This is a genomic window from Sphingorhabdus sp. (assembly GCF_044239665.1).
Classification (GTDB): Bacteria; Pseudomonadota; Alphaproteobacteria; order Sphingomonadales; family Sphingomonadaceae; genus Sphingorhabdus_B.
This window is the reverse complement of sequence record NZ_JBIIBA010000012.1, coordinates 14,976-41,762: the sequence shown is the minus strand read 5'-3', so window position 1 is coordinate 41,762 and position 26,787 is coordinate 14,976. Positions and strand designations below refer to the sequence as shown.

Below are 26,787 nucleotides of genomic sequence, written 5' to 3'. Positions count from 1 at the left end.
TCTCCCTTATTTGGGGATGTTAGCGCGGACCATGCCCCTCCGCCAGATAATCTTCGGACTGCATCTCCATCAGGCGGGACACGGTGCGGTCGAATTCAAACCGCCCGTCGCCTTGCGGGTATAGATGGTCCGGCTCCGCATCCGCGCTCGCCAGAAACTTCACCCGATATTCGTATAACGCATCGATCAACGTCACAAAGCGCGCGGCTTCATTTCGATTATGGGGTCCCAAAACGGGTATGCCGACCATGATGACCGTATGAAATCGACGGGCGATGGCAAGATAATCTGCTGCCCCGCGCGCTTCGGCACAGAGGCGCTTGAACGAAAATACCGCGACACCCTTTAACGCCTTGGGCACCTGCAACATCCGCCCGCCGCCAACATCCAATTCTAGGGTTGGGACATGCGCGCGGTCTTCGGGTGGATAATCTGTCATCTTGAAAAAGGTTTCGGACAGCGCGGCGGTGGCATCGGCGCCATTGGGTATTAGCCAAGTTTTGGCTCCCCCCAACCGGTCGCGCCGGTAATCGGTTGGGCCATCCAGCGCCATGATATCGAGGCTTTCCTTCACAAGCGCGATAAAGGGCAGAAACAATTGCCGGTTCAGGCCATCCTTATAGAGATCATCAGGGCGGCGGTTCGACGTGGTCACAACGGTAACACCGGCTGCAATCAAGCCGGAAAAGAGCCGTGACATGATCGCTGCGTCCGCCATATTGTTCACGACCATTTCATCAAAGCACAACAACTGCGCTTCGTCGGCCAGCGCTGCGACGATGGGAGGGATTGGGTCGCCTTTTTCTTTCACACGCTCGGCCTTTAGCCGCGCATGAATGTCGATCATGAATTCATGGAAATGTGCGCGGCGCTTAAGCTGGATTTGCACACTGTCGAAAAACAGGTCCATCAGCATGGATTTACCGCGCCCAACACCGCCCCATAGATAAAGCCCACGGGCAGGGTCGGGCTTGCGCCGCAAGAGCCCCCAAATCCCGCTGCTACGTGGCGGAACCGCCTCCAACTCGGATTGCACCTTGGCAAGCGCGGCGACTGCACTCGCTTGGTCGGCGTCCGCTTTTAGTTCGCCCGCGACGACCAGCGATTCATATCTAGCAATGACGCTAAGCATGCGTGGCTTCATCTTTTTGTCGGCTTACGGATGGTGCCAGAAAATGCGGCAATCCTGCCTTCATTTTGCGTGACAACACCGCGCAGAAAAAGCAGCCTGCCCGTTTCCTTCAGCAGCTCAACCTCTGCTTCAAGCGGTGTTCCAATGACGCCGGCTCCCATGAACTGCACCGAGAGGTCCAAGGTTACGGCGGTACCAGCCTCAATCAGGCCAAACATGCGCGAAGCTGCAAACATCGCCACATCGATAAAGCCAAGCGTGACACCGCCGTGCACAGAGTTTTGGAGGTTAGTATGCCGATGCTCGGGAAACATCCGTAACCGGACATCATTATCACCTTCCCGCCGCACAAGCATTTTGCCAAGCACGGTACCGTTATAGCGGCTGGCATCTGTCATCTGCCATTTTAGCCACCCAGGATTATCAGGGTCAGGGCTGCTGTCAAAGGCTGGTTTATCCAACGGCAATCCTAAACGATCAAAGGCCTTTGATGTAACCTAAGCGCCTAAAGGTGGCGCTCGGCTACCATCTTTTTCGTTTCCGCAATCGCCTTGGCTGGGTTCAGCCCCTTGGGGCATGCGTTCGCGCAGTTCATAATGGTGTGGCAGCGATACAAGCGGAATGGATCTTCCAGCTCGTCCAGGCGCTCACCTGTCATTTCATCGCGACTGTCAGCCAACCAACGATAGGCTTGCAGCAAAATGGCAGGTCCTAAAAACTTGTCGCTGTTCCACCAATAAGAAGGGCAGCTGGTCGAGCAACATGCGCACAATATGCACTCATACAGCCCGTCAAGCTTGGCGCGGTCCTCTGGTGATTGCAGGCGCTCCTTACCCGATGGCTCTGGTGTTACCGTCTGCAGCCATGGTTTAATCGACGCATATTGTGCGTAAAAATGCGTGAAGTCAGGGACAAGATCCTTGATGACTTCCATGTGCGGCAGCGGGGTGATGGTTACTTCGCTTTTGCAGTCTTCAATCGCCGTCGTGCAGGCGAGGCCGTTCTTGCCATCGATGTTCATTGAACATGAACCGCAAATACCTTCGCGGCATGACCGACGGAAGGTCAGCGATGAATCCTGCTCACCCTTCATCTTGATCAGCGCGTCGAGCACCATGGGACCGCAATTTTCGGTATCTACCTCAAACGTGTCGTACCGTGGGTTCTCCCCGCTATCGGGATCATATCGGTAGACCTTAAATTTTTTGGTCTTGCCGCTGGTTTTTGCGGTATGAACAGTGCCCTTCTGGACTTTGCTGTTCTTAGGGAGAAAGAAATCGGCCATATCAATATCCTGTGGACGCTAACAACTTAATATTCCGTGTGATGCAACGCCCTAACCAAGCGATTAAGCAATCACAAGCCCTCAACTGCGTCTTCTCTAATTGCTTTTTCTGCAAGTCGAACACGTAGCTTGTCTATTTTGCGACCATCCATGTCGACAACTTCAAAGTGCCAGCCTTGATCTGTGAACGATTCACCTTCCGACGGCAAATGCCGCAATATGTGCAGGACATGCCCCGCTGCGGTTGCATAATCGCGATCCTCGGGCAGGTCGATTGATAGCGCCTCGGCCATTGCATCGGCCGACATAGAACCTGAAACCAGCATCGATCCGTCATCCAGCGTGATGATATTTGGCGCGCTGCCTTGCGCTTGGTCCGATGCAAATTCGCCTGCAATGGCGGCCAAAAGGTCGTTTGGCGTCACAATCCCCTCGAAATGGCCATATTCGTCATGCACCAAAAGCATTGGGACATCGGATGATCGCAGGATTTCGAGTGCGTCCATGGCATCCAGTTGATCTGGAATAATCTCGGCGCGGCGCATCAATTTACGAATGTCGAGAACTTCGCCGCGAATTTGCGCCGCGACGATGTCACGTGATTGGACTACACCAATGATGTCGTCGCCGTCTTCGCCCGTCACAGGCAGCCGAGTGTGAAGTGAATTCAAGAGCGAATCGCGCACCGCTTCTTCGGATGCATCGGCGGAAATGCGGTCCACATCGGTGCGCGGCGTCATGACCTCACGCACCGGACGGTCCGCAAGGCGGACAACGCCCGCAATGACCTTATGCTCATGTTCCTCAATGATGCCAGCATGCGTGGCTTCTGCAAAGACCATGCGCAATTCTTCGGCGCTCAGCGCGTCGCGCGTGTCGCGGCGAAGACCAAGTGCGCGAAAGATGGTCGCGCTTGATTTGTCGAGTGTCCACACGATGGGAGCCGTTATTCGCGCAAGCAACTCCATTGGGCCAGCCATGATAACTGCGATTCGCTCAGGCGCGATCAGCGCAAATTGCTTGGGCACCAGCTCGCCTATAACCAGCGACGCATAAGTCGTGATGCTGATGACGATCCCGAAACCCATGGTTTCGGACCATTCACGGTCGACACCCCATAAGGCAATGCGATCAGCAACTGGCCCGCCAAGCGTGGATCCTGAATAAGCGCCGGCGATTATACCAATGAGCGTTATGCCGATTTGTACAGTAGACAGGAACTTTCCTGGGTCGCGACCCAACCTAAGTGCCGCCGAAGCGCCCCGCTTTCCGTCTTCCGCCATAGCTTTCAGCTTCGCCGTGCGTGCGGATACGATGGCGAGTTCCGACATGGCGAACACACCGTTTAAGGCGATGAGCGCTAGTATCGTTGCGGCATCAAACCACGGGAAAGGGACAAGAGGTTCCATAAGGACATTTCCGCCATAATGCCAAAAATGGGCCTTTGGCAACAAAATGCACAAAAATAGGTTATGGTTACATGATGCTGCCGGTTTAAATAATCATCGCAGGTTCATCATCGGTGTCGTTTAAACGACGCTTTAGTTGAAAGGGAAAGTTATGAAGAAAAGCCAAATGCTAACGATAGGATTGGTTGTGGCGATGCTCCCGCTGTCGGCTTGTGTGACGGATCCTGAAACCGGGAATCGCACCATTTCTAAAGCTGCCATTGGCGGTATTGGCGGGGCATTAGGTGGCTATCTGCTGGGCGATTTGATCGGCGGGCGCCGTGATCGTACGGAAAAAATTGTTGGTGCTGGTATTGGTGCATTGGCTGGCGCTGGCGTTGGCTATTACATGGATGAGCAAGAAAGAAAGCTGCGTCAGCAAACCGCGGGAACGGGCATCAACGTGATTCGTGACGGAGACAATCTCGTTCTTGATATGCCGTCGGAAGTGACCTTTGGGATCGACAGCGCAAACATCGATACAGGCTTTCGCAGCACGCTAGACCAAGTTGCGTCAACATTGATTCAATATGAAAAAACCTATGTTGATGTCATGGGCCACACCGATTCTACGGGCTCCGATGCATATAACCAGTCATTGTCGGAGCGCCGCGCATCGTCGGTTGCCAATTATTTGTCGTCACGCGGTGTGCAATCCGCGCGATTGGCCACCCGTGGTTATGGCGAGAGCCAGCCAAAGGCGAGCAATCTGGACGCAGCAGGCCGTTCGGCCAACCGCCGCGTCGAAATCCGCCTTGTTCCTGTAACGCAGGGGTAATCCGATTTTATACCGCGACACCCTGTAGCATTTTGGGCAGCGCGCCGCTTTCCCCCCGTGCCTCGGCCATGAAAAACGTCTTGGCCGGCGCGGCGCGCTGAATCAACGCCATCCCGAAACGCCGCACTGCTGATGCCGTTTTACCGGGAATCGAAAACAGCCGGTTCAGCCCATCTGTCGAAACCGCGATCAGCAACGTGTCGATGCTGCGCCACCGGTCATAACGGTCAAGCAACTGCGCATCACCAAAGCCGAGACCAAGACGCATGCCGTCCACGAGGACCTCAGTTAGCGCCGCGACATCGCGCAGGCCCAAATTCAGACCCTGACCCGCAATCGGGTGAATGCCGTGGGCACTATCGCCGATCAACACCATGCGTTCTGCCGTAATCGATGCCGCATGGTGGAAACCCAATTTGTAAGACGACAAAGGCGCGGACAATTCGACCTTACCTAATAATCCGCCCATGCCCTTTTCAAGTTCGGCAGCATAACCGCGCGGCGATAGCTTTAGGTAGCCAGCAGCATCCTTGGATTCAACGGACCAGACAAGCGCCGAACGGTGGCGGCCATGTTCGTCATCCAGCATAGGCAGAACGGCAAAGGGCCCCGTGGGATAAAAGATTTCATAGGCTATATTGTTGTGTGGCCGTTCGTGATAAATAGCGCCAACAATTGCGTGATGCTCATATTGCCATTGCGCAATGTGGATTCCAGCTTCTTCGCGGGTTTCGCTTTTGCGGCCTTCGGCAACGATCATCAGGTCTGCGGTCAATATTTTTCCACCTTCAAGCGTTACTGTCGCTGCGCTGGCATCTCGCGACTTGCTGATGATGTTTGCCGGCATGTGCAGTTGGATTGCCGCATGTTCTTGCGCAGCCTTGTAAAGCACAGCGCGCAAATAACGGCTTTCAAACATCTGACCCAAAAAACCATCATCTTCGGCTGGCGCAAAATCGAGTGATCCTGGTTTGAGCCCGTCGCTGACCCAAATCTTCTCAATGGGGCAACCTTTGCCAGCCAAAGCATCGCCAAGGCCCATGGCCTCAAATAATTTGTAGCTGGAGCTTGAGATTGCAAAAGTCCGGCCATCAAAGCCTGCCTCGAGCATGCTGGCCTGATCCGCACGGTCAATGACATGGCTCGTAATGCCTTGTGACGCCAGCGCCAGAGCTTGCGTGAGACCAATGAGGCCGCCACCGATGATGATTATATCTGCCTTGTTTTCCATGACGCACTTATGCCGCAAGAAAGCGCGGGATTCAAAGGAGGATTTTGACCGTATCAAACCAGTCAGGCCTCCCTTTTGCCCTCTAATACTTGACGAGGAGTCTGCTGACGCCGAAAAGGGACATATTCGTTCCTTTGCGACTTCATACATATCGGCATTCGTAACATGGCTTTGCGCGTTTCAAAATTTAGCCCGAAATCAAACCTCGCCAATTGGCGTCAGATGATGCGTGCGTCATTGATCCGCAGCGGCGCCTTGTTTGGCGCTGCGGCGTTAGGGCTGTTTGCCATATTCTACGGGCTTGCGCTGCTCAGCTATTCCGCAGGCGATGCTGCATATAACAGCGCTGCGGCAGATGTGCAGCACAACTGGATGGGCCAAAGCGGCGCGTATGTTGCAGATGCGATGCTTTTCCTGTTCGGCGTACCAGCGATATTCTTGTTGCCGCTGATGCTGGTATTTGCGCGGCGCTTGTGGCGCGATGTCCCGCAGCCGCAATGGAAACGACAATTATCATTATGCCTGATCGGTATGCTGCTGGTCGGTTTTGGCATGTCCTATTGGCAGCAGGGTAGTGACATCGGGTTTCCAGCGGGATGGGGTGGGTTGATTGCCCTATTATTGGGCAATGCCGCCAGTGCGCTTATAAGCCAAATTCAGGGTATATTCGGAACATTGCTTCGGGTTTCCCTAATACTCGGCGCTTTGGCGGGTGGCGTGGCGCTGGTCATCCGGTCGCTTCAGCTGGAACGGCCATTGTTGCGCATCCCGACACTGACGATGCCTAAATTTGGAGGCGCCAATGCTGTCAATTTGGCCTTAGCGGGCGATGACCTGCCTGCGCCACAGATTGTCGAGCCCAAGCTGCCACGCAAGGCCGTGGAACCAGATCAACGCAAGCCGCCGGTGATTGAGGACCGCACGCTCGCGCCTAAAAAAGCCGCTTTTTCTACCGGCGCGCGGCAAGGTGACTTCTTTGGCAGCTTTACCTTGCCATCGCTTGAGTTGCTCGATCCGCCGTCTTCGATTTCAGTGCCTAAACTCGACAAGGCGGCGTTGGAAGCCAATGCACGGCTGCTGGAATCGGTGCTGGATGACTTCCATGTAAAGGGACAGATTGTCGCTGTTCGCCCTGGCCCTGTCGTGACAATGTACGAACTTGAGCCGGCAGCGGGCATCAAATCTAGCCGCGTCGTTCAGTTGGCCGAAGACATTGCGCGCAACATGTCCGCGCTGTCCGCGCGCGTCTCGACTATCCCTGGCCGGACGGTGATGGGCATTGAACTGCCCAATGCGCACCGAGAGGCTGTAGTCTTTCAAGAGATGGTGGGCTCGGACGCTTTTGCGGAGCAAAAAGGCGCATTGCCGATCATCTTGGGCAAGAATATCTCTGGCGATCCGGTTATTGCCGACCTAGCGCCCATGCCCCATTTGCTGGTCGCGGGAACAACCGGCTCGGGAAAATCGGTTGGCCTGAACTGTATGATCTTGTCGCTGCTTTATCGTCTGACGCCCGACCAATGTCGGATGATCATGATCGATCCCAAGATGCTAGAATTGAGCAGCTATGACGATATTCCGCATCTGCTGTCGCCTGTGGTGACCGAGCCTGCAAAGGCCATCCGCGCACTAAAATGGGCCGTCGAGCAGATGGAGGAGCGGTACCGCATGATGTCCTCGCTTGGCGTGCGTAACCTTGCAAACTTCAACGAAAAGGTGCGCGGTGCAAAAGCAAAGGGTGCGCCATTGGGCCGCAAGGTGCAAATCGGCTACGACCCGATGACGGGCCAACCGCAATATGAAGAAGAAAGCCTCGCTTACGAACCCATGCCGCAAATTGTGATCATCGTTGATGAGTTGGCTGACTTGATGATGACGGCGGGTAAAGAGGTCGAATTCCTGATCCAGCGCCTGGCACAAAAGGCGCGGGCAGCGGGCATCCATTTGATCATGGCAACGCAGCGCCCCTCGGTCGATGTTATCACGGGCGTTATCAAGGCCAACTTACCCACCCGCATTTCCTTCCATGTGACGTCAAAAATCGACAGTCGGACCATTCTTGGGGAACAAGGTGCAGAACAGCTGCTAGGCAAGGGCGACATGCTCTATATGGCAGGAGGTCGCGGATTGACGCGTATTCACGGACCTTTTGTCTCCGACGATGAAGTGCGCCGCGTTGCCGACCATTGGCGTGGCCAAGGGCAGCCTGAATATATTCAGGCCGTGACGGAAGAACCCGAAGATGGCGGTTTCGACTTTGGCGGCATGGGCGGCGATGACAGCGAAGAAGATTCGCAATATCGCAAAGCGTGCCAGATCGTGTTCGAAAGCCAAAAGGCTTCGACAAGTTGGATCCAACGGCAATTGCGCATCGGTTACAATAGTGCCGCACGGTTGATTGATCGGATGGAAGAAGACGGCTTCATCAGTGCGCCGAACCATATTGGCCGCCGCGAAGTATTGCGCGACCGCAACGGCGATCCTGTTTAGCCATTAAGATGCGGTTCAAGGCAGTCCGGATAGGGATCGCTGCCATCCATCCCGAGGAACAAAGATGATTTTTTCAAAATATGCCATGTTGTTCGTGCCGATTGCGCTCGTCGCAACGACGCCTAGCCCTGCGCAGTCATCGTCCGAGCAGATGGCGCGGGTTGTGCAGCATATGAAGGCCGTGGGCACGATGTCGGCGAATTTCACGCAGACAGACCGGAGCGGCGGGACGCTGACCGGCAAGTTGCTGTTGAAACGACCTGGGCAAGTGCGTTTCGAATATCAAAAGGATGTGCCGTTATTGATTGTCGCTGACGGCCGTGCGCTGACCATGGTGGATTATGAGGTGAAGCAAGTGCAACGCTGGCCGATCCGTAACAGTCCGCTGGCCGCCCTCCTTGACCCCGGTCAGGATCTTGCGCGCTTTGGCAAGATACTGCCCACTTCTACGAATGACGTTGTCAGCGTCGAAGTCCGTGACCCAAAGCGCCCCGAATATGGCACCATCACGATGATATTTGTAGACAAACCCGGCGCGCCGGGTGGGTTGACTTTGAATGGCTGGGTCGCACTGGACTCCAAAAACAACCGCACCACCATTCGACTCAGCAACATTACCTATAACGGTACAATCGCAAAAAACGCGTTCACGTGGAGAGATCCGCGACCAGTCAGGCAAAAATCGTAAAATCGGGCGATGAACGGAAGCGCACCGCCGACAAGTTGCGGCGTGCGGTCGTGTTGTTCATCTGAACGACAGGAAGGCCGCTATATATATGTCCCATCAGCGGCCGAATGTTCGTGTGGTTTTCCCCCTGTTGCCCACGAGTTTAATCATCGCTGATTTCCGCGTGACGAACGCAAGCCTAGTCCTCATCCCAAATGCCCCCGGGGTGAGGACTTTGCTTTTTTGAAGCAAATGTCTTCACTGGCTTGCTCCTGACGCTTCAGGCATCTAGGGGTTTTGTCTTATGTCTCAGACCATTCGCATCGCCTCGTGGAATATAAACTCTGTCCGCGCCCGTATCGACATTGTCGAACGCTATTTGAAGGAGGAAGCGCCCGACGTTTTATGCCTTCAGGAAACCAAAGTTATCGACAGTCTGTTTCCCGAAGGATTGTTCCGGCAATTGGGTTATCGTCATTTCGTCGTCAATGGCATGCCCATGCATCATGGCGTTGCAATCGTCAGCAAACTGCCGTTGATTAACCGCAGGGTTGAGGATTGGCAGGCCAATGGGGAGGCGCGTCATGTCGGCGCCGAGTTAAATCTCGACGCAGCTAAGGGCGTGCGCATCGACAATGTCTACATTCCCGCCGGGGGCGAGGTCCCCGACAGCGAGGTTAACTCCAAATTCGGACAGAAACTGGCTTTCCTAAAGCGTATGGCCGAATGGTCGCGGAACGTCACGCAACCGACAGTCCTCACAGGTGACTTCAACGTTGCGCCGCTTGAACAAGATGTCTGGAGCCACAAACAATTGGTCAATGTCGTCAGCCATACCCGCATTGAAATTGAGCATCTGGCGGAAATTCAGGCCGCGGCAGACTGGGTGGATGTTGCGCGGCACTTTGTGGATCCATCGAAAAAGTTATACACATGGTGGAGCTATCGCGCGCAGGATTGGGAGACGTCCGACCGCGGACGTAGGCTAGATCATATGTGGGTTACCCCTGATCTGAAAGAAAAGGCAAAGGCGCATATTGTGCATAAACATGTGCGCGGCTGGGGCAAGCCATCCGACCATGCGCCGATCGTCACGGAATTCAACTTTTGAACGCCGCGCGCGCCGCGTTGGGAGACTCGCGCCGCGCAGCAATGGCGATTGATGCACTGCGTCGTGGTTGGCCGGTTACCGTGCAGCATTTGGACAAAGCGCTGACCGTGCTTGCGGTCGAAACAGCGCAGGATATTTCCGGCGCGCATGCAATATTGCTTTCGGCAAGCCGCGCGGCGACGCTGAAATTAACGAACCAGCGTGCTGCGGCAGGTGGCAACCTTCCGGTGCTTATAAAGGCGCCTGCCGATCTCGACCTGCGGCTCGCTTTGGCGGTCGCGGACCCCAGCCTTGACCTTGCTTATCCCATGAAGGGACCTTTTGCGGCGCTGGCGCTGGATGATGGCCCGTCAGCGACGGCGGCTATCGAACTTGCACGTTTGGCAGGTTTGCTTCCGGCATTTCTGGTTTTGGACGATGCAGGTGAGAGCCCCCTTTACGTTAGCCCTCAAGATGTTGCCGCTTTTGACGATAGCGGCGCCTTGCGCATAGCCGCGCGGGCCAAGCTTCCCGTTGCCGCCAATGCCAATGCTGAAATTATAGCGTTCCGGACAGATGTGGACGCGTCTGACCATGTGGCTTTGTTGATGGGCACGCGCGATTCTTCAGCACCCGTTGTCCGGTTACACAGTGAATGCCTGACCGGCGATGTTCTTGGCAGCCTGAAATGCGATTGCGGCCCGCAATTGCACGAAGCATTGCAACAGATTTCGGACGCAAATTGGGGGATGTTGTTATATTTGCGACAAGAGGGGCGCGGCATTGGCTTGATTAACAAGCTGCGCGCTTATGCGCTCCAGGATCAGGGATTTGATACCGTCGATGCCAATACCCGTTTGGGCTTTGCGATTGATGCCCGCGATTTTTCGGTAGCTGCACGGATGCTGGAATTACTGGGTGTGGAAACGGTACGCCTGCTGACCAATAATCCTGAAAAGGTCGATGGCCTGCAAAAAGCGGGCATCATGGTCGCCGAGCGGCTGCCGCTTAAGATTGCTGCCAATCCACATAATGCCGATTATCTTGAAACCAAGAAAAGCCGGACCGGTCACGCGCTGTAACCTCTTGAGGGACGAAATTTTCGACGCGGATCGCTGCGCCCTTATTCTGGTGCTGGCCGCTGATCTCGCCGACCATTTAGGGCCCTTTCGATAAACGCATCATCCAGCGGCTCCGGCTCTGTCGTCGGCGCTAGGTTCGGGTCTTCCATTAAGGGGTCGCCTTCAATCGGCATGCCATTTTCATCGAACAGCAGCATTTCGTCTTCGCCCAGCAAGGACTCCTCACCTTCAAGGGCTTCTGGGAAAGTCACCTCAGTTGCGAATTTCTCTACGGGGCGTCCGGCCACAGCGACGCGCATATAGGCTGCCCAGGCTTGCGCAGGGGCGCGTCCGCCTTCTAGCCCTCCAATTCGCTTAGCGTCGTCGCGACCCATCCAAACGCCGGTTGTAAGGCCGCTGGAATAGCCCAAGAACCATCCGTCTTTGTTGCTTGATGTCGTTCCCGTTTTGCCCGCTACGGGTCGGCCAATATTTGCGGCTCGCCCAGTGCCCGTGGCGACAGCGGTTTGCAATAAATCAGTCATTGCGCCTGCAACCCAATCATCAACCAACTGCACGGAACTTGATGGCTTTGCCGCATATAGAAGCTCACCATCAATCGTCGTAACCTTTGTAATGCCATAAGGCGTGACACTTCGACCGCCTGCTGCGACTGCGGCGAACGCTTGGGTCATATCGATCACGCGCGTATCCGATGTGCCCAGAACCATCGACGGTTGCGTGTTGACAGGGGTGGTGATTCCGAACCTGCGGGCCATATTGGCGATGCTGCTGGTGCCGACGTCTTGTCCAATTTGGGCGGCGACTGTATTTTTGGAATAGGCAAAGGCGGTGCGAAGCGAAATTGGGCCAGCAAAATTGCCGTTACTATTCTTAGGTTGCCAGCCTTCAATTTCGACCGGCTTGTCTTCCACCATGTCTTCGGGACGGTAGCCCGCTTCCAATGCGGTGAGATACACGAATAATTTCCAGGCCGAGCCTGGTTGGCGAACGGCGGTTACCGCGCGATTGTAATTGCTGGTCACATAATCGGTCCCGCCCACCATCGCCTTTACCGCGCCGTCGCGGTCAATCGACACCAGCGCGCCTTGGGCACCGTTAGGGGCATTACTTGTAATCGCTGCGGTTGCGGCGCGCTGCATGCTCAGGTCTAAAGTCGTCCAGACATCGATAGGCTTTTCAGTTTCATCAATCAGGCCGTCCAACTGCGGCAAAACCCAATCCGTGAAGTACCGCACGCTGTCTTGGGGCGCTTCAGCGGCCAAGCGGACACCGGTCAATTCGACCCCCGCGGCCTCAGCCGCGGTAATCATCCCTGTATCCTGCATGACCGTAACCACCACCTTTGCCCGGTCCAAGGCGGCCTGCGCATCGGCGGTTGGCGCGTAACGTGAGGGCGCCTTTACAAGGCCTGCGATAATGGCCGCCTCGGCAAGGCTGATGTCTTCTGCGCCATGGTCAAAGAAACGGCGACTTGCGGCATCGACCCCATAAGCGCCGCCGCCGAAATATACTTTATTCAAATAGAGTTCCAGGATCTGGTCCTTGGAGAATTTGGTCTCCATGGCCAGCGCAAGAATGACCTCGCGAATTTTGCGCCCAAACTCCTTGTTGCTATTCAGATATATGTTGCGCGCCAATTGTTGCGTGATGGTCGAACCGCCTTGCGTCCAGCGACCTTCAACTGTCCGCACATACACAGATCGCGTAATGCCAATGGGGTCGACGCCGGGGTGCAGATAATATCTACGATCTTCGACGGCGACCATCGCGTCCTTCATTTCGGACGGCAATTGGTCGATGGTCAGCCAACGTCCGAAACTCGGACCAAGCGATTGAATGACAGTGCCGTCTGCGGCACGTATGCGGATCATTTGCCCGTTGGGGGAAGCTTTTAGATCTTCAAAACTGTCAATTTCGCCACGTGCAATCGCGACAAAAATGCCAAGCACCATGACGCCCAGCAATGCAGCGATAACGCTCGCTTTGACGATACGGGCTACCCATGTTCCCATTGGGCCATGTTCTTTCGAAATCTTGCGCGCGGGTGCCATAACCGGTGTGTTACCCAGTCCCGTAACCGCCGACAAGCGACTTGTTATTCAGGATCGAATGCAAGCGCGGCGCTGTTGATGCAGTAACGCAGACCCGTCGGTCCAGGCCCATCTGGGAAAACATGGCCCAAATGCCCCTCACATGCGGCACAGCGCACTTCAATGCGGACCATGCCGTGTGATGTATCGCGGTGCTCTTCGACCGCGTCATTATCTGCGGGCGCGGTAAAGCTTGGCCAACCCGAACCGCTGTCAAATTTCGCGTCTGAAGCAAACAGGGCGGTGCCGCAGCCCGCACAGCGAAATTCGCCTTCGCGCTTTTCATCGGTCAGTTTACCCGCAAAGGCGCGTTCAGTGCCAGCCTCCCGCAAGACATGATATTGAACGGGGTCCAATTCTGCCCGCCATTCTGCATCGGACTTGATAATTTTTTTCATGAAAAGATACCTTTCGTGAGAATGATGTGGGGTCTGCAGCAAAACGGTGCAAGGTGCTGGCGCAACAGTGATGTCTTTAAACATCCGCAAGTCGGCCACGGTGGTTAGCCGCGACGTGCTGCGGCACGGGCAATGCGGACGAGCTCTTCTTCCAATATCGTAACGGCAAGCCCGTCGCGGACGTGCATCAATTTTGACTCAACCTCGAGTAAATGGCTGTTTAGCCCTGCAAGCCGAACGGATGGCCAGCGCATAAGCTGCTGTACGAAGCTGTCGGCATCTTTCCAGAATATCGAACGCGTGGCTTTAACCACTGCGCTTGGATTTGCGCCATTGTCGACTTGTGTCCGCATCGCGGCGAGCATTGTCGCGCGGCGTTGCATGGCGCGGATGATGCGAATGGCATCCACCCCCATGTCACGCGCGGCAGCCAGCTCGCGGCCCGTACCGCGTAAGTCACCGCCCATCACGACATGGACGAGGCCGTTGATGTTTTCCTCGCCAGTTTCCGCCGATAGGGCTTCGAATATAGCTATTTCGACCGTGGCGGGACGCTGCGGTGACGCATCATAATATAAGGATAGTTTTTCGATCTCGGCCTGCGCCAACTTGCGGTCTTGCCCTGTGTAGCGCGCAATACGTGCGGCAAGTGGCCGATCGATCTTCAACCCCGTTGTGGCAGCATAAGACATGACTGCGGCCGCAGCGTCGCCCTCTTCGGGTAAATAACAGATGTGGACCATGGCGCAGGGATGCGCCTCCAGCAACTTCCGCAATTTGCTAGCCTTGGTCAAATTACCGGCGGTGGCGATAACCGGGCTTATGTCGCCTTCAAGCGCGAGCAAATTCTCGACTGCGGCTAAGCCCTCTTCGCGGCGGAAATTGAGGCGGATATGTCTTTTGTCGCCAAACAGCGATAGCGCAGATGCCTCGTCCACCAACAAGGCTGGGTCATTGCGGATACGGTCGCTGTCGATATCAATGCGTTCCGAGCCTGCAAGCTGCGCTGACATTTGCCCGGCAATATCGGCGACAGCCGATTCGTCCTGCCCGAATATGAAAAACAGCCGAACATCAGGGCGTGCACTGATGGCATTGATGAAGCTACGCTCTTTTGCGCTGCTCATTCGCCGCGCGCGTAAATGGAAAGCCGCGTGACAATCTGATCCGCAACCTTTTGTGTCAGGTTTTCAAGCGTACTGTTTTCGCTAGCGATCGTTGCATATTCCGAGCTGACCACGTCAATGCCAGCGTCCGATCCGGCGGTCATATCCAGCACAGTCTCACCTGTCGCGACCGAAACAAGCTGATAGCGGGCACGCAATGTCCGACGTTCGCGCGTGATCGTATCATCCGCGCGCACCCCGAAACCTTCAATTTGGTCATCCAGCACAACAACCAAACGGAATTGGGCAGAATTGCCGTCTTGAGCGCCAAGCCGGTCGGTCAATGCATTGCGCATCAGCCAACCGTTTTTACCCTCGATTGGTGCGACGCTTATTGTTCCCAATGCACGCGCCACCGCCCCTTTTGACCCACCGCTATACAATGGCTGCAAACTGCACGCGGGCAGCAGGAAAGCAAGCATCAAGGGGGCGAAGAAACGGTTCATAAGACGATGTTGACCAGCCTGTCGGGAACGACGATGATTTTTTTAATATCGCCGCCGTCAATGGCATGCTGAACCTTTTGGCTGGCCAGTGCAAGTGCCTCCATTTCGGCCTGCGGCAAGCCCTTGGCGACCGTTAGCGTATCCCGCAATTTGCCCCTTACTTGAATGGCGATGGTAACCTCGTCCTCTTCCAGCAGGGCCGGGTCAACCGCTGGCCATGCAGCGTCAGCGATAAGACCGCCACCAAGCTCCGCGCCAAGCTGTGTCCAGGCTTCTTCGGCCAAATGCGGGACCATGGGAGACGACAGTAATAGGATCGTGCGGATGGCAGAATCGCGGCTGGCCGATGGCGGGGCTTTTTCAATGGCGTTAGCCAGATCATAAATCTTGGCCACGGCCTTGTTAAAGGCCAGCGCCTCGATATCTGCGCCGACGCCAGCGATTGTCTGATGGGTTTTTCGGTCCAAAGCCTTGTCCGCCCCATCCGCACCGCTCACTTGTGATGTCAGCCGCCACAGACGCTGCACAAAACGCCAGCAGCCTTCAATGCCCGCTTCCGACCACTCCAGATCGCGTTCAGGGGGGCTGTCGGACAGCATGAACCAGCGCACGGCATCTGCGCCATATTGATCCACAATGTCATCGGGATCGACGACATTCTTTTTGGACTTGGACATTTTCTCGATCCGGCCAGCAACCGCAGGGGCGCCGCTATCGATGATGGTCCAGATGTCGCCTTCGCGCCGCACCTGATCGGGGCTCAGCCAACTGCCCTTTGCGTCTTGATAGGTTTGGTGCGTGACCATGCCTTGGGTGAACAAGGACGCAAATGGCTCCTGTACGTCAATCAAGCCAATATGGCTCAAGGCGCGCGTCCAAAAACGGGCATAGAGCAAATGTAGAATGGCATGCTCAACGCCGCCAATATATTGGTCTACCGGAAGCCATTTTTCCGCAACCGTGCGATCAAAGGGCTTGTCATGTGGCTGGCTGGCAAAGCGAATGAAATACCAGCTTGAATCCACAAAAGTGTCGAGCGTGTCGGTTTCGCGCCGCGCAGGCTGACCGCAGCTTGGGCAATCGACCTTGCTCCAGCTGGGGTGGCGATCCAGCGGGTTGCCGGGAATGTCGAAGCTGACATCTTCTGGTAAGGTGACCGGTAATTGGTCATCTGGCACCGGTACTATGCCGCAGGTCTGGCAATGGATGATGGGAATGGGCGTGCCCCAGTAACGCTGACGTGAAACGCCCCAGTCGCGTAAGCGATATTGCGTCTGGCCAGTGCCCCAACCCTCGGCCTGCGCGCGTGCAATGACATCAGCCTTCGCCTGGTCAATGGTCATGCCATTCATCCAGCGCGAATTGACGATGGTGCCGGGGCCCGTGAAGGCAATATCGCCGGCAAAGACGCTATCGGTCACATCGCCATCGGCGACAACGCGGGTGACGGGCAAATCATATTTGCGGGCAAAATCAAGGTCGCGTTGGTCATGTGCGGGGCAGCCAAAGACCGCTCCGGTGCCATAATCCATCAGCACGAAATTCGCGACATAGACTGGTAAATGCCAGCTTGCATCCAACGGATGTTCGACGGTCAGTCCTGTATCAAACCCACGTTTTTCGGCGGTTTCAATGTCTGCGGCGGTGGTGCCGCCCTTGCGGCATTCCGCGATAAATGCCTGCAAGTCAGGTGCATTGGTAGCCAGCTTTTGCGCGACTGGATGGTCTGCTGCAACTGCGACAAAGCTTGCGCCGAACATGGTGTCAGGCCGCGTTGTAAAAACGTCGATGCCGCCATCCCCCCCGGGGAATTGGAAGGTGCATTTCAAGCCTTGCGATTTGCCGATCCAGTTTTCCTGCATCAACCGCACCTTGTCGGGCCATTGGTCAAGCGACCCAAGCCCTGTGAGCAGTTCATCTGCAAAGTCGGTGATCTTTAGGAACCACTGGCTCAGCTTGCGGCGTTCAATCGGCGCGCCAGATCGCCAGCCTTTGCCATCGATGACTTGTTCATTGGCAAGCACGGTCATGTCGACCGGGTCCCAGTTCACGGCCGATTCCTTGCGATAGACCAAACCAGCGGCATACAGCTTTAGGAACAGGGCTTGTTCATGGCCATAATATTCGGGCTCGCAGGTCGCTAGCTCGCGTGTCCAGTCAATTGCAAAGCCAAGCCGTTTGAGCTGGGCCTTCATATTTGCGATATTGTCGCGCGTCCAACCGCCAGGGTGGACATTCTTTTCCATCGCCGCATTTTCGGCGGGCATGCCAAAGGCGTCCCATCCCATGGGGTGTAGAACCTCATGCCCCGTCATCCGCTTGTAGCGCGCCAGCACATCGCCCATCGTGTAATTGCGGACATGGCCGATATGGATGCGGCCCGACGGATAAGGAAACATTTCAAGGACATAAGCGCGGGGCTTGGTCGAATTGTCATCCGCAACGAAGCTGTTGCGTTCTTCCCAAATATTCTGCCACCGCGCGTCGGCGACGTGCGGGTTAAAGCGCTCTACATTGGACATAGAAATTACCCGGTGATCGACGACCGACGAAGGTCACGCGCCTTGGTGAGGATAACGGCTTCAAGCTTTTGCACTGTCGCCGCCCGCAATGGTGCGGCGACCCACTGGCCATTTTGCGAGACTTCGCGGCTGCCGGCGACGCGCAGGGCGTCGGCACGCAGGTCTTGGTCAAGGATCGAAATCGTCAACTTTACCCGTTCGCCAGGGCTTTGCGGGTTTACATACCAATCGGTGACGATGACGCCGCCCGATGAGTCGGTTTGCAGCAAGGGCATGAAGGACAATGCATCAAGCGATGCGCGCCACAAATAGCTGTTGACGCCAATGGTATTGACCTGGCTGGCCGCGAGGTCCGCTTTTGGACGTTCCCTGCCGCCGCAGCCGGAAAGCAGGCCTAAGCTTAATAAGCTGCTGGTCGCAATGATGAGTGCCAGGCGGGTGGTGCGCATAAAATGTCCTTGAACAATGGAATATGGGAAACCTCTATAGAGGCTTGCTGTCGGGGGCAAGCTTTCTGGCGGCTGAACGGCGGGGAATTAATGTTGTAGTCAGCTTCCATTCGCTATCCGATTGTGGACATCATGCAACAATCGGCGACAAAACGTGCTATTGGAGTGATTTTGAAATTACGGCCCTTTTGAATCACTCAAATGAGGCGTAAGACTTGACTAAGTAAAAAGAATCGCGCGAAGTGAGGCTATGAACGTGAAGCGGGTACAGAAAGGAAAATTCGCAACCTTTGCAGCAGTGATGCTTGCAACGGCTTCGTTTGCCCTTTCGCCGATGATTGTCCCTGCCTTTGCCGCAAAGGCATCCGGTGCGGAGCAAATGGCTGCACCGTCTTGGATCGCTATGTTTACCCCTGCTGGCGGTGACAGTGGCCTTGCTCAGAAGTTTTCCGCTACGCAAATTGCACCCAATGCGCGCTTTCCATTCACGCCTGCGAGTGCTGGTGAAGGTCGCAATCGCACGATTACCGTCGCTGCGCGGGCCAACTCGCGTTTGACCGCCGGCGCTGTATCGATGCGTAATGTCATTGCACCAAACGAAGTCGGTGCGGGCAAGGGGCTACGTTTGGCCGCAGTCGACTATCGTTTGACTGCCTCAAAGGGTTGGCAGGATTTCACTTTGCCCAAGGCGAACGCGCGTTCGGCAAAGACACCTTTGAGCGATGTTGGCAAGGGCGGCTTCCGGCTTGATGACACAGTTCAGAAGCCAAGCAAGTTCAGCACCAATATTAAACTTGACCAGAATAAAGAAATGGCTCCGCCCGCACGCGGTAGCGGGGCTTCCGGCGACTATAAGCTTGATGTCGGCGGTAGCTTCTCGATCAGCCGCAAGATTGATGTCACTGCTGGTGTACGGTACGCCAGTGAGAATGATCGCGTCATTCCCTTGCCTGACAACCGCAAAGACAGCGAAGCGGTTTATGTCGGAACCAAAATCCGCTTCTAAGCTGTCTTTTTCCTGAAAGCATCAATCGCCGCCCAACCATGGATGCTCCGTGGTCCCAGCATACATGCGGTCTGACGGGTCATGCCGCCCAAGGCGATAATGCGCCTTGGGCCGGCAAGCTTTGCAAGCCGCTGAAACATCAAGGGACCGATGGGCCGCGCGCCGGGGTGGCTGTTGGTATCGAAAAGCGGGGAGAGGAATAAGAGGTCTGGGCGGCCTTGCTTCACGTCTGCGATTTCGCGCGCATTGTGAACAGGGGCGCTATGCAGCAAGCTACTATGACCACGACTGCGTTGATGAAAACCGTCGGCATGCCAGCGTAAGGCGGTCCGCGCATCACCCGCCAACAGCAGTATATGCCCGCGCCGCCGACAAATCCGCAGCACTTGAGCGAACAATGCGCGACGTTGTTGAGTAGCCAAATGATAATGGCGGAAAACCACGCCTGATCGCGCAGGCAGCTGTTGAATAGCGCGCAGCTGGTCATCACCAAAACGCGCATCGGTCATCAGCCAGATTTTCGGCAAGGGGTGGCTTCGCGGCATGCAAGTGCCTATAGCGACCCGTTATGCAGGAAGCGACAACAGAAACATCCGCCGACCGTTTGACGGCCATCCGCACACGTATCAGCGCCGCGGCCAAACTGGCGCGACGTCCGGCGCAGGACATTCACCTCATCGCGGTGTCGAAAACCCGTTCGGCGCAAGACATTGAACCGCTCATCTTAGAAGGCCAAATGCTGTTCGGTGAGAATCGAGTTCAGGAAGCCGCCAGCAAATGGCCAGCGCTGAAGGAACGGCATCCGGGCGTCGAGCTACACCTGATTGGCCAGTTGCAATCAAACAAGGCCGAAGAGGCGGTTGCGTTGTTTGACATGATCCATTCGGTTGATCGGCTGTCGCTTGTCACGACGCTGGGCAAGGCGATGCAAAAGCTGGGGCGTGCGGTGCCGTGCTTCATTCAGGTCAATATTGGCGCAGAAGAGCAAAAGGGCGGGTGTGCCGTGGCGGAACTTCCAGACCTGCTGAAGGCGGCGCAGGATGCGGGCGTTCCGGTGGCTGGGCTGATGTGCATTCCGCCTGCGGAAGTCGAGGCTGCGCCCTTCTTTGCGCTTTTGGCCGAATTGTCCGCGCGGCACGGATCGGCACAATTGAGCATGGGCATGTCCGATGATTTCGAAACCGCCATCATGCTGGGCGCGACCTATATCCGTGTCGGCACCGCCTTATTTGGCGAGCGCCCCCGCATGATGTAAGGAAAAACGTGCATAGCCGCTATGTGTGGCGACCAAGGCCTCAACCCCTTCACCATCGGTCACGTCGCACGCCTTCAATATAGCAGCATCCTGTACATCAAGCCCGCCGGTCAGCGCGCCAAAGGCGGGCATGATCATCTTGCGCGGGGTTTTTACAAAGCAACGCCGCTTCACCATCCGCCCGCGCAGCACTTGCCGGAACTTTGGATGGAAATGGCCGGAGATTTCGGGATTGGGGTCGCCCCGTAACGCCTCATGCCGAAGGGTGATGCCCGACAATGTCACTTCATCAAAGGCCTTGCCGCCCCATATACCCGATACCGCGCGGTCATGGTTTCCGGTGATCCATATCCATTCGGTGTTGCAGGCCAAGTCCGCCAATAATGCCGCAGCGTCTTCCGCCAATCGGTGTTCCCCGTCATCATCGTGGAAATTGTCACCCAGGGATATGATTCTTGCTGGTCGATATGTCCTGCAAAGTGTGGCTATCTCCTCAAGCGTCGATACGCTGTCATAAGGCGGCAGCATTTGGCCAATCAAGGCAAAGGCGCTCGCCTTTTCCAGATGCAGGTCGGACACCAATAACGCCTCTTGCGCGCGCCAATATAACGCCGCCTCTCCAGCTATTTCAAATGTCTGTCCGCCAAATTCGAAGCTTTGTGCCATTGCCACAAGGCTATGGGCACTGCGCCTGCTGCACGCAAGTGGATCTGGGAAAATGCCGTTTATGGCGCGCGCGCGAGACGCGCTTTTTGCTCTCGCGCAACGCCTTTGGGTGGGTCGAACCCGACGCGCCGATTGCCAAAATCAATCAACACGCGGTCAAACAGCTTCAGCGCATCCATCCCGAGTAAAATCGCTGGCCGGTCATCAAGGTTCAGCGCGGTAAAGGCGTAATTATCGGCAAAGGTCATGGGCATGTCCCGGATCGTCAGTCCGCCAATATCGATTTCGCGGATTTGCGTATAATCGCCCTCCAAGATTGTGCCAGTGACGCTTTTCAATTTCACCGGGATGAAAGCAAAATTGCGATGGCGGCGGCGAAGCTTGTCGCGCAGCGCCAGATTGGCCATGCTGCTTTGCGCGCCTGTGTCCAAGATGATGTCGACTTTAATGCCATCAATCTGTGCGCTCGACAGGATCATGCGCCCCGCCTTGCGCCGCGCACGGACGACGATCATGCCGTTTTCCAATTTTGTTTTGCCCCGTGATTTCTGCGATGGCAGCACATCCATCGTCTTTTGCGCAAAATCGAGATACACGCGGCTGTCTTCTAAGCTGTCGATACCCAGCAATCCGAAAGCCCCAAGGTTGGACCGTTCGAGGCCGGGGGCTTCAATATCCAACAAATTAACTGAAGCGGTCGAAATCGAATCGATGAAAAAGCTGTTGACCTGATATCGCCCCGAAATCGTGGCCAGTGTCAGGACCGGACCAGCCTCCAGCGCAAGCTTTCGGGCAAAGTCATTGGCAATGACGGTGCGTTCTGCGCCGGTGTCCACAATGAAGGGCACAGCCTCGCTGCCATTGACGCGGACTTGAACGGTCATGCGGTCGCTGCGGTCAATATCAAATTGTTCGGTAATCGCGGCAACATCTGCGCTGGTTTCGGGTTCGATGTCAGGCGCATTCTGCGCCATCGCTGAGACAGCAGTCATAAAAACAATGAACCCAAAAGCGGGGCGCTGCATCTTCGAAAACTCCTATGGGGCAGTAATACTCCTCTTTACGCCCTGCGGCAATGCATGGCCGATTGAAGAAAGCCTGTGCTTTGTTGCGGCGCGACGAAAGTCCATTGTTGCCTGCCGCTCTTTGCGTTAGCCTCCGCAGCATAGTCGAAAAAGGGGAATTCCATGAAAAAACTGCTTTTGGTAGCGGCGCTCGCCCTGCCGATGGCGCCGTTGTTTGCCGACGCGCCTAAACCCGATGCGTTGGTCGCCGATGGCATGCCGTCGATACCCGATGATCTGCCCGTGCAGACGCGGCCCTATATGGAGTTTCGGACCGCCAGCTTTGCCGGATGGCACCCCGTCGACAAATCGATGCTGGTGGCAACGCGTTTTGCCAACACGACACAGATACATCGCGTTGCGGGCCCGATGATGAGCCGCAAGCAAATGAGCTTTGAGGCAGAGCCGGTTAGCAATGGCCGGTGGGCACCCAAAAAAGGTGACATTTTACTCGTACAGAAGGACGTCGGTGGCGGCGAATTTTTCCAGCTTTATGCCTTAAAAGATGGCAAGCTTGATTTGCTCACTGACGGCAAAAGCCGCAACGGCTTTAACGCATGGAGCAAGGATGGCGAGCTCATCGCGTATAGCTCAACTCGGCGTAATGGCACGGACAGTGACTTATATGTCATGAACCCCCGCGATCCATCGACCAATAAGATGGTGGCACAGGTGAAAGGTGGCGGTTGGGCAGTCGCCGACTTCGCGGCAGACAAGAAAACCGCAATCATCGCGCAATATCGGTCGGTCACCAATGTCGACATGTCTGTGCTTGATCTGGCCAGCGGCCAAATGACAGCTATTGGCGATCATAAAAAAGACATCGCTTATGGCGGCGCGGAATTTGCGCCCGATGGTAGCCTGTGGGTTACATCGGACGAAGGTTCCGATTTCCAGCGGCTTGGGACATTGAACATCAATACAGGCGCGTTCACACCACGCGGTCCATCGGAAAAGTGGGATGTTGATACGTTCGACATTTCGCCGGACGGAAGCTTCATCGTCTATGCGACGAATGAGGCAGGGATGAGTAAGGTCAAAATTCTCGATATCAAAAGCGGCAAGACCCGTGTTGTGGACAATCTTCCTGCGGGCATCGTTGGCGGGTTGGATATAGCAGAATGGGGTGAAATCGGCATTACCTTCACGTCGGCACGCAGCGCCGCAGACGCTTACAGCATTGATCCCCAATCTTTGAAGGTGACGCGCTGGACCGAGAGTGAAACCGGTGGCTTGGACGTATCGAAGAATGTCGAACCGGAATTGATTACCGTGAAAAGCTTTGACGGGCTTTCGGTCTCGGGCTTCCTATATCGGCCTGACACGACCAAATTCCCGGGTAAGCGCCCCATGATCATGAGTGTGCATGGTGGGCCAGAAGGGCAGTCACGCCCCGGCTTTCAAGGCCGCAACAACTATATGCTCAACGAAATGGGCGTTGCCATTTTCTACCCCAATGTGCGGGGCTCAACCGGATATGGCAAAAACTTTGTCAGCTTGGACAATGGCCCGTTCAAGCGTGAAGATTCGGTCAAAGACATGGGCGCATTTTTGACAGCGCTGGGCAAGGATGCATCGCTCGATGCCTCCCGCTTTGGCGTCGCTGGCGGGTCCTATGGGGGCTATATGTGCTACGCCGCTGCGGTTCAGTATAAAGCCCAGTTGCGGGCGACGAACTGCATCGTGGCTATATCCAATTTCGTGACCTTCCTTGAAAACACGCAAAGCTATCGTCGTGACTTGCGCCGCGTTGAATATGGCGATGAGCGTGACCCTGCACAGCGGGCGAAGCTGATCGAGATATCCCCGCTGACGCGCGTGAACGAAATTACAAAGCCGATGTTTGTGGTGACTGGGGGCAACGACCCGCGGGTGCCCGCGTCCGAGGCAGACCAGATCATCAAGGCCATTCGCGACAATGGGGGTGTTGCCTGGCATTTGCTGGGTAAGAATGAAGGGCATGGTTTTGCGAAGAAAGAAAATGTCGATTACCAATTTTGGGCGACGTTGATGTTCTGGAAACAGAATTTGTTGAACTGATGCTTTGGATCCTCCCCATCTGCCGCGGGTGGGGAGGATATTTTTCTAAGGCGTCATTGCAATGCCGGCGAGGCTCTCTGCCTCCATTAATAAAGCGTCGTCCACTGACCCCTGCGCCACACTTTCGCGGCCAATCATCACCAGCAATGGCACGGCCAACGGGCTGACACGCTCCAGCTCGACGTGCAGCATGTTATCGGCGGCGCGGTCCAGCAAATCGCCAAGCCGCCCGACATCGGTCAACCGCGCCCGCGCATCGGCCCATGCCGCCTCCAGCAGCAGATGGTTGGGTTCATATTTACGTAGCACATCGTAAATCAGGTCGGTGGAAAAGGTCACTTGCCTGCCCGTCTTGCGCTTGCCAGGAACTTGCCGTTCGACAAGCCCGCTAATCACCGCCACTTCGCGAAAGGCGCGTTTGAGCAAGTAGCTCTGCTCCACCCAGTCTACAAATTCATCGGCCAATATATCGGCAGAAAATAAAGGCCTTGGGTCTGTGATGGGCTTGAGGCTCCAAACGCCCAAGGCATAATCGCTGGCGACAAAGCCCATGGGCATCAGGCCGCGGCTCTCCATCCGCCGCGTGATTAGCATGCCCAGTGACTGGTGTGCGTTCCACCCTTCAAACGGATATGCCACCATATAAAATCGTTTGTCGTGAGGGAAGGTTTCGACCAGCAATTGCCCCGCTTGCGGCATCTGGCTGCGATAATCTTGCATCTCCAACCATTCGCGCACGTCGTCGGGAAAGCGCGCCCAACCCGGCCTGTCGGTGAGCATCTGCCGCACGCGGCCCGCCAGATGCGTGGTCAGCGGCAAGCGCGTGCCCATATAGCTTGGGATGTTATTCGCGGGCTTGGTCGCGGCGCGGACGATGAGGTCAAGGTCTTTGATCGATTCGACCTCAAGCGCCATGCCGGCAAAGGTGAAGCAGTTGCCAGGGCTTAATGTGGCGGCGAAAGATTCCTCAACCTTGCCCAATTTGCGGCCATTGCGGAACCGGACCTCCAGCATTGGCGCATCAACAATGATCCCTGCATTAAACCGATGCTGCGCAGCAAATTGCGGGTGCGCCAATCGCCATCGGCCATTGGGGTCTTTGACCAATTTCTTAAAGCGGTCATAAGCTTTCAACGCATATCCGCCCGTTGCGATAAAGGCGATGACGCGGGCTAGGGTCGCAGCATCGATGCCCGAATAAGGCAAGGCCGATTGCACCTCGGCCAGTAATGCAGCTTCGTCAAATGGCCCCGCGCAGGCGATCCCCATGACATGTTGCGCCAACACATCATAGCTTCCGGGGCGGAAGGTTTCGCCATCGCGCACGCCTTCTGCCACTGCGTCAAAAGCGGCCTGCGCCTCCAGATATTCAAAGCGATTGCCGGGGACGAGAATAGCCTTGCTGGGTTCGTCCATCCGGTGGTTGGACCGGCCAATACGCTGCAGCAAACGCGACGAACCCTTGGGCGCGCCCATTTGGATCACGCAGTCGACATTGCCCCAGTCGACACCTAAATCAAGGCTGGACGTGCAGACCAAGGCGCGCAATTTGCCCTCGGCCATGGCGCCCTCGACCTTGCGCCGCGCCTCGACCGACAAAGACCCATGGTGGATGCCAATGGCATATTTGGGATCGTTCGCGTCCCATAATTTCTGGAAAATATATTCGGCGAGGAAGCGGGTGTTGCAAAATATCAAAGTGATTTTGTTGCGGCCGATTTCGTCAATCAACTGCGGTATTGCATGCTGCCCGCTATGCCCCGCCCACGGCACGCGGCCCTCTGGCAATAGGATCGTCAGGTCCGGTTCTGCCGCGGCCTCGCCCTCGACCAAGCGCACCTGATCCATGTCGCCATAAGGCGCGAGCCATGCGCGATAGTCATCAGGGTCGGCCACGGTCGCCGAAAGCGCCACACGTTGCAGCGTTGGCGCAAGCGTCTGCAACCGCGCCAGCGACAGGCTGAGCAGATCGCCGCGCTTGCCATTGGCGAAGGCGTGAACCTCATCGACAATGACGCGTTTTAGGGTGGCGAACATGTGCACGCTGTCTTCATGGCTGAGCAGCAGCGACAGCGATTCAGGTGTGGTCAACAATATGTGCGGCGGCTTAACCCGCTGCCGCGCCTTGCGGTCCGACGGTGTGTCGCCTGTCCGCGCCTCAACGCGGATCGGCAAGCCCATTTCCTCGATCGGGATCAGCAGATTTCGGCGCACGTCAGTGGCCAATGCCTTTAGCGGGGAGATATAGAGGGTGTGGAGGCCGTCTGACGGATCGGCAATCAAATCCTTAAGGCTCGGCAAAAATCCGGACAGCGTTTTGCCTGCACCGGTCGCGGCCACCAGCAGGGCATGCCGCCCATCGCGTGCCGCGTCCAGCATCTCCAATTGATGCCGCCGCGGCTGCCATCCGCGCGCGGCGAACCAGCTTGTAACTATGTCTGGAATCAGGGACATTTTGAGCATTATAGCGATATATAAA

Annotated in this window: 23 protein-coding genes; 8 read left to right on the top strand and 15 right to left on the bottom strand. The window is 55.9% G+C overall.

Annotated elements, in window-relative coordinates:
* Window positions 1-19: 19 nt before the first annotated feature.
* From zapE to ACILP3_RS05600, 4 genes are all read right to left on the bottom strand, one after another.
* Complete coding sequence (gene zapE / locus ACILP3_RS05615) at window positions 20-1,132, bottom strand: cell division protein ZapE (protein ID WP_395615692.1); 1,113 nt, start codon at window positions 1,130-1,132, stop codon at window positions 20-22.
* A gap of 8 nt (window positions 1,133-1,140) precedes the next feature.
* Window positions 1,141-1,593, bottom strand: coding sequence for a PaaI family thioesterase (locus ACILP3_RS05610; protein WP_395615678.1), 453 nt, complete (start codon window positions 1,591-1,593; stop codon window positions 1,141-1,143).
* A gap of 44 nt (window positions 1,594-1,637) precedes the next feature.
* Window positions 1,638-2,417 (bottom strand): succinate dehydrogenase iron-sulfur subunit, encoded by a 780-nt coding sequence (locus tag ACILP3_RS05605; protein WP_395615677.1) that lies wholly within the window; start codon window positions 2,415-2,417, stop codon window positions 1,638-1,640.
* 71 nt (window positions 2,418-2,488) lie between these two features.
* The gene (locus ACILP3_RS05600) at window positions 2,489-3,826 is read right to left on the bottom strand and encodes a hemolysin family protein (RefSeq protein ID WP_395615676.1); all 1,338 of its coding nucleotides are present in this window, start codon (window positions 3,824-3,826) and stop codon (window positions 2,489-2,491) included.
* 151 nt (window positions 3,827-3,977) lie between these two features.
* Here ACILP3_RS05600 and ACILP3_RS05595 point away from each other — a divergent pair, with 151 nt between their 5' ends.
* Window positions 3,978-4,643, top strand: coding sequence for an OmpA family protein (locus tag ACILP3_RS05595; RefSeq protein WP_395615675.1), 666 nt, complete (start codon window positions 3,978-3,980; stop codon window positions 4,641-4,643).
* 7 nt (window positions 4,644-4,650) lie between these two features.
* Here the strand turns inward: ACILP3_RS05595 and ACILP3_RS05590 are convergent, their stop codons facing one another.
* Window positions 4,651-5,874, bottom strand: coding sequence for an FAD-dependent monooxygenase (locus ACILP3_RS05590; RefSeq protein ID WP_395615674.1), 1,224 nt, complete (start codon window positions 5,872-5,874; stop codon window positions 4,651-4,653).
* A 165-nt stretch (window positions 5,875-6,039) separates the two neighbouring features.
* Here ACILP3_RS05590 and ACILP3_RS05585 point away from each other — a divergent pair, with 165 nt between their 5' ends.
* The 4 genes from ACILP3_RS05585 (at window position 6,040) to ribA (ending at window position 11,203) form a co-directional block, all read left to right on the top strand.
* On the top strand, window positions 6,040-8,364 hold the full coding sequence (locus ACILP3_RS05585; protein WP_395615673.1) for a DNA translocase FtsK: 2,325 nt from the start codon (window positions 6,040-6,042) through the stop codon (window positions 8,362-8,364).
* 64 nt (window positions 8,365-8,428) lie between these two features.
* Window positions 8,429-9,052: an outer membrane lipoprotein carrier protein LolA gene (locus ACILP3_RS05580; protein WP_395615672.1), complete on the top strand. Its 624-nt coding sequence runs from the start codon at window positions 8,429-8,431 to the stop codon at window positions 9,050-9,052.
* 283 nt (window positions 9,053-9,335) lie between these two features.
* Entirely contained in the window at window positions 9,336-10,142 is an 807-nt protein-coding gene (xth, locus tag ACILP3_RS05575) for an exodeoxyribonuclease III (protein WP_395615671.1), read from the top strand.
* Between the two features lie 41 nt (window positions 10,143-10,183).
* Window positions 10,184-11,203: a GTP cyclohydrolase II gene (gene ribA, locus ACILP3_RS05570; RefSeq protein ID WP_395615691.1), complete on the top strand. Its 1,020-nt coding sequence runs from the start codon at window positions 10,184-10,186 to the stop codon at window positions 11,201-11,203.
* Between the two features lie 41 nt (window positions 11,204-11,244).
* On the opposite strand, the gene ACILP3_RS05565 is transcribed toward ribA, so the two are convergent.
* From ACILP3_RS05565 to ACILP3_RS05540, 6 genes are all read right to left on the bottom strand, one after another.
* A complete protein-coding gene (locus ACILP3_RS05565; protein WP_395615670.1) occupies window positions 11,245-13,257 on the bottom strand; it encodes a transglycosylase domain-containing protein in 2,013 nt (670 codons plus the stop codon).
* A gap of 44 nt (window positions 13,258-13,301) precedes the next feature.
* Window positions 13,302-13,694 carry a peptide-methionine (R)-S-oxide reductase MsrB gene (gene msrB, locus ACILP3_RS05560; protein WP_395615669.1) on the bottom strand — a complete coding sequence of 131 codons (393 nt, stop codon included), beginning with the start codon at window positions 13,692-13,694 and terminating at the stop codon, window positions 13,302-13,304.
* Between the two features lie 104 nt (window positions 13,695-13,798).
* On the bottom strand, window positions 13,799-14,821 hold the full coding sequence (gene holA / locus ACILP3_RS05555) for a DNA polymerase III subunit delta (protein ID WP_395615668.1): 1,023 nt from the start codon (window positions 14,819-14,821) through the stop codon (window positions 13,799-13,801).
* Window positions 14,818-15,306, bottom strand: a complete 489-nt coding sequence (gene lptE / locus ACILP3_RS05550) for an LPS assembly lipoprotein LptE (RefSeq protein ID WP_395615667.1) — start codon at window positions 15,304-15,306, stop codon at window positions 14,818-14,820. Before lptE ends, holA begins: the two co-directional genes overlap by 4 nt.
* The gene (gene leuS, locus ACILP3_RS05545; protein ID WP_395615666.1) at window positions 15,303-17,828 is read right to left on the bottom strand and encodes a leucine--tRNA ligase; all 2,526 of its coding nucleotides are present in this window, start codon (window positions 17,826-17,828) and stop codon (window positions 15,303-15,305) included. Before leuS ends, lptE begins: the two co-directional genes overlap by 4 nt.
* 5 nt (window positions 17,829-17,833) lie before the next feature.
* Window positions 17,834-18,277 (bottom strand): DUF3576 domain-containing protein, encoded by a 444-nt coding sequence (locus ACILP3_RS05540; protein WP_395615665.1) that lies wholly within the window; start codon window positions 18,275-18,277, stop codon window positions 17,834-17,836.
* Window positions 18,278-18,527: 250 nt separating this feature from the next.
* On the opposite strand from ACILP3_RS05540, the gene ACILP3_RS05535 reads away from it, so the two are divergent.
* Window positions 18,528-19,283: a hypothetical protein gene (locus ACILP3_RS05535; protein ID WP_395615664.1), complete on the top strand. Its 756-nt coding sequence runs from the start codon at window positions 18,528-18,530 to the stop codon at window positions 19,281-19,283.
* Here the strand turns inward: ACILP3_RS05535 and ACILP3_RS05530 are convergent.
* Window positions 19,280-19,828 (bottom strand): thiamine phosphate synthase, encoded by a 549-nt coding sequence (locus tag ACILP3_RS05530; protein WP_395615663.1) that lies wholly within the window; start codon window positions 19,826-19,828, stop codon window positions 19,280-19,282. The genes ACILP3_RS05535 and ACILP3_RS05530 overlap by 4 nt on opposite strands.
* Before the next feature lie 23 nt (window positions 19,829-19,851).
* Here ACILP3_RS05530 and ACILP3_RS05525 point away from each other — a divergent pair, with 23 nt between their 5' ends.
* Entirely contained in the window at window positions 19,852-20,538 is a 687-nt protein-coding gene (locus ACILP3_RS05525; protein ID WP_395615662.1) for a YggS family pyridoxal phosphate-dependent enzyme, read from the top strand.
* On the opposite strand, the gene pdeM is transcribed toward ACILP3_RS05525, so the two are convergent.
* Together pdeM and ACILP3_RS05515 are read right to left on the bottom strand one after the other, a co-directional pair.
* On the bottom strand, window positions 20,509-21,204 hold the full coding sequence (pdeM, locus tag ACILP3_RS05520) for a ligase-associated DNA damage response endonuclease PdeM (protein WP_395615661.1): 696 nt from the start codon (window positions 21,202-21,204) through the stop codon (window positions 20,509-20,511). The two genes, ACILP3_RS05525 and pdeM, sit on opposite strands and share 30 nt — an antisense overlap.
* A gap of 59 nt (window positions 21,205-21,263) precedes the next feature.
* Window positions 21,264-22,196, bottom strand: a complete 933-nt coding sequence (locus ACILP3_RS05515) for a retroviral-like aspartic protease family protein (RefSeq protein WP_395615660.1) — start codon at window positions 22,194-22,196, stop codon at window positions 21,264-21,266.
* Window positions 22,197-22,391: 195 nt separating this feature from the next.
* Here ACILP3_RS05515 and ACILP3_RS05510 point away from each other — a divergent pair, with 195 nt between their 5' ends.
* Window positions 22,392-24,308: a S9 family peptidase gene (locus ACILP3_RS05510; protein WP_395615659.1), complete on the top strand. Its 1,917-nt coding sequence runs from the start codon at window positions 22,392-22,394 to the stop codon at window positions 24,306-24,308.
* Window positions 24,309-24,353: 45 nt separating this feature from the next.
* Here the strand turns inward: ACILP3_RS05510 and ACILP3_RS05505 are convergent, their stop codons facing one another.
* Window positions 24,354-26,771, bottom strand: coding sequence for a ligase-associated DNA damage response DEXH box helicase (locus ACILP3_RS05505; RefSeq protein ID WP_395615658.1), 2,418 nt, complete (start codon window positions 26,769-26,771; stop codon window positions 24,354-24,356).
* Window positions 26,772-26,787: the final 16 nt, after the last annotated feature.